The 1,477-nt window shown below is 44.6% G+C and carries 1 protein-coding gene and 1 pseudogene; both read right to left on the minus strand.

The window, feature by feature from the left end:
* Positions 1 to 128 precede the first annotated feature (128 nt).
* Positions 129 to 1,040: pseudogene (locus M0L20_RS30065) on the minus strand (IS3 family transposase); the annotation flags it as partial.
* A gap of 11 nt (positions 1,041 to 1,051) precedes the next feature.
* Positions 1,052 to 1,429, minus strand: a complete 378-nt coding sequence (locus M0L20_RS30070; protein WP_232563771.1) for a transposase — start codon at positions 1,427 to 1,429, stop codon at positions 1,052 to 1,054.
* Positions 1,430 to 1,477: the final 48 nt, after the last annotated feature.

The following is a 1,477-nucleotide window of genomic DNA, read 5'->3' on the forward strand; positions in this document are numbered from 1 at the left end:
CTTGTATCGTCCTAAAATAAGTTGACCGTTGTCTGATCCTGAAAATAAGTTGTCAGTTTTTCAGTCAGCAATTTTTGGTCAATAGTAATCCTAGTATAGCGTTGTCAAAATAGATGAAACAGATGGATTTACCCAAATTGGCTCTGGTCTCGTACAACCTTTGACCGTTTATATACCTTCGGTTTCCAGTGCTTTTTAAGCGGATGCTCACTCTGATGAGCCATCACCGGAGTCAGGTAACCACAGCTCATGTGCGGGCGCAGGTGATTGTAGTTGTAGATACTTTTTTCAACCGCCTTTTCAGCCTCCTCAAAAGTAACGAACACTCGGTTCAGCCGAAAATCCGTTTTTAATATTCCATTCACCCGTTCGGCGATGGCGTTTTCATAAGGGTCGCCCTGCTGAGTCATACTGATTAAAATGTTCGCCCCTTTTAACTTGCGAACGTAGTCAAAACTACAATATTGGCTGCCACGGTCTGAATGATGAATCAGTTCTTCTTCCCTTTCCAAATGGGTTGATAAGGCCATATCTAGAGCTTTTAAACTACCTTCTGCTGTTAAGAATGGATGCAGGCAGTACCCCACGATCAGCTTTGAATAAGCGTCCGTTATTAACGAAAGGTAGCCAAATCCTAACCCAATATACAAATAAGTTATATCACTAACCCAAACCTGTTTGGGAGCATTTATTACCCTATCAATGAGTAGATTAGGGTATCTATGTAAGCGATGATTAGAATCAGTTGTCTGGGGCACCTGTCGACCCTGACGGATAACCATAGCATGATCGTATAAGATCTTGTGCAACTTGTCGCGACCTAATTTGATGCCACTTTTGGCTAATGGCTCTGCCAACAAAAGATGTAATTTCCGAGTGCCCAGGCCAGGCACATCTCGTCTGAGGGCCGTTACCAGATCCAGTACTAACATCGCATGGCTCACCGATCGCTGAGCACGTTGTTTTCTTGCATGAAATGCTTGTCGGCTCACACCAAACAGTCGACAAAGGCTTCCGACGCTCACCTTTGCTATCTCGTTCTCACGAAGGTTTAAGACCGTTTGGTGCCAGACTTTTTTCTTATTGGCACATTTAGTTCTTTTTCAGCCGTCTCAATCATCGTGTTAAGAGCTAAGATTAACAGATTGGCCTGCTGTAGAGTCTGTTCCAACTCTTCATTTCGCTGCTTTAAGGCGGCCATGTCGCGCTTTTGTGCTTGCTTCATGGCAGGTAAAGTTAGCAGGCCAGTCTTCGTCTTCTGACGATAGAGTTGCACCCAGCTACGAATCGTATAGCCACTATGAATGCCTAAATCTTCCATCACCTGGCTTACTTCTTCTCCGCCGAAGAGAATGCGGAACACGGCCGTCTCTCGGAGTTGTTCACTGTACTGAAAGCGACTCAGCAGGTCGCGGATGTGGTCTTGCATAGTTGTCAATTTTGGGTGAAAATTGACAACCTATATCAGGATAAGACA

The organism is Spirosoma liriopis (assembly GCF_023196085.1).
Taxonomy (GTDB): Bacteria; Bacteroidota; Bacteroidia; order Cytophagales; family Spirosomataceae; genus Spirosoma; species Spirosoma oryzicola.